A 2,308-nucleotide genomic window follows, 5' to 3' on the forward strand; every position below is an offset into this window, starting at 1 on the left:
TCCTTAGCGTACGAAATTCGCGTTTTGTTGGCAGGCCCACATGCCCATCAAGCTAAGATTTTAAAATATTCTCTAAATGGAAAGTTTGTGTTTTTATCGTTTTGGAGGTAAAAGTTGTTGTAAGTCATTATAAATCGAAAAAACGAAGTTTGGTTGTTGCAAACTTCGTTTTCGCTTATATCTTTTTATTGTTTTAAAAATTCTCCCATTATTTCCATTACGTCCTCTGAATCGTTTACTTTATCTTTTGAAAAACGCCATTGTTCTTTTCCATATCGCTCCATCTCAACCTTTATTACTTTTTCTTTATCTGAAACTTTTGCTTCTGGCAAAATAGATATAAAGTAACCAAACGATTGGCTAAATAATTTAGGCTGTTCAATTCCTGGATTTTCTTTTAGCAATCTTTCATTTTCCTTATGTAATTTTGGTTGCAATTCGCTTAATAATAATGGTTTTACTTTTAATTCCACTTCAACTTTATCTTCCTCAGGAGAAGAACCTACTGATTTTACTTTAAATGTAACTTTTTCCTGCAATACAGATTTCAACTTTTTATAATAGTTTTCAAATTCCTGGTCACTAATTCCATTATGCGTACTGGACAGTGCATCTTTTTTAAATTCTTGTTGTATATTTTGAGTAAATTGTTTTCCATCTTCACCGGATAATTTATTAATTTTGTTTATATCCTTATCATAATAAATAGCATTTATATAGGATTTTAGAGCTTCAGCTGGCTTGTTTAAGTCTTTTGTATTCTTTTCTATTTCTTGCGTATCAATTTTGAAAGAAACTTTTTCTGTTTCATCGTCTCTTTTTTTTGTTTCTTCATTGGAATAAACGAGCTCATATGATGAGGCCTTATTCACTTCATAGTAGAGAATCCCCGATGTTTTTTTACCAGGTTCTAATTCTATTAAACGTAATTTATCTGAATCAGCCTTATCATATTTCTTCATTTTTTCATCACCTTGATATAGTGTAAAGAGATAAGGTGATATCTCTAACATTTCATCCCCTTTATTTTTCAAACTCACTTTGAATTTCAATACTGTATCTTTATTTATTCCTCCCATGGCCCCACTTAATGGTAATACGTACTCAGCATTTTCAACTTCAACTTCCACATTTTTTGAAGACGAAGATGCCTTTCCGTTTTTTACAGTTGTAGAACTTTGTGAAGAACTACAACCAGTCACAATAGTTAATGTGAATATAAACAAAAAACAAATCATAAAAATCTTTCTAAGTTTCACTTAAAACCCCTCCATCCCCTTGTTTAAAAACATTTACTATTTTACCATAAAATTCTATTCATATGTCTATTGAGCGACAAGATAGCCAAACTTAGAGATAGAAGGACTAGAGATCCTCCAAGCCATACTGGTGACATTGTGCACTTGTTACCTTGTGACTACAGAAACGATTGAAATTCCTATTTGTAGAACGAAATCATTAAAAATTTACATTTGATGTATTCGGATTAGCTTCAATTAAATAATTTTGTTGGGGTAGTGCAAGTCACCAACTCAATGCATCTCAAATTATCATAAAAGGAATGCAAAGATAAAAAGGACAATCCTATATATAGAAGAAGTTAGTTGATAAATCGAATTTGAAAATAAATGAAGCGGTATTAAAAGACATGTATAAAAAGAAAGAAGTGATTGAAAAAAGCTCACCAAAATAAGAAAGTCTTAAGCAGTATCAATCTATAGTTCATTATAAAAAATACCAAACAAGATGATATTGTTTTCCAATGAGATAAAATGTATAATGAGAGTGTAGAGATAAACCTTTTATTAAAGGTTTTAACTTACTAACTATGTGCATAATAATAAAAGACGAGATGCTGGTAACATCCCGTCTAACTTGTAACTGCTGCCGTTAGGTGGTAGATTGCAAAGTTTAATTATTTTTTCTTCGAACCACCTTTCTTACGTTTGGCAGACGTCTGGGTGGTTCTTTTACTTTTATTATTACGTTTTGCTACTAACTTGTTAGCACAAGCAGTTGCAAAAGTTGTTATGAACACTGTTACGAATAGTTTCGTAGCGTCCTGTAATAATTGTTGTAAAAATTCCATATCGGTTACACCTCCTTTCCCTCTAAATTAAGAGAAAGAAAGGTTGCAACCTCCCACCACACGCCTTCAGTTACTAGCAATATTATACCATAATTAGAATTAGTTATAGTTTATAATTTATTCCGTTTGAAAAACATATCAGGATTATATAATGAGATTAAGATTATATAAAACGCCACTATATATAACAAATTTGGAATGTTTAGGGCGTTAAGCTAT

General features: G+C 31.0%; 2 protein-coding genes. Both read right to left on the reverse strand.

Annotated elements, in window-relative coordinates:
- Positions 1 to 185 precede the first annotated feature (185 nt).
- Positions 186 to 1,259 carry a DUF5105 domain-containing protein gene (locus tag ABWK52_RS21515; RefSeq protein ID WP_086423426.1) on the reverse strand — a complete coding sequence of 358 codons (1,074 nt, stop codon included), beginning with the start codon at positions 1,257 to 1,259 and terminating at the stop codon, positions 186 to 188.
- A gap of 656 nt (positions 1,260 to 1,915) precedes the next feature.
- Entirely contained in the window at positions 1,916 to 2,089 is a 174-nt protein-coding gene (locus tag ABWK52_RS21520) for a hypothetical protein (RefSeq protein WP_000395068.1), read from the reverse strand.
- Positions 2,090 to 2,308: the final 219 nt, after the last annotated feature.

This window comes from Bacillus sp. AP50 (genome assembly GCF_040492675.1).
Classification (GTDB): Bacteria; Bacillota; Bacilli; order Bacillales; family Bacillaceae_G; genus Bacillus_A; species Bacillus_A cereus.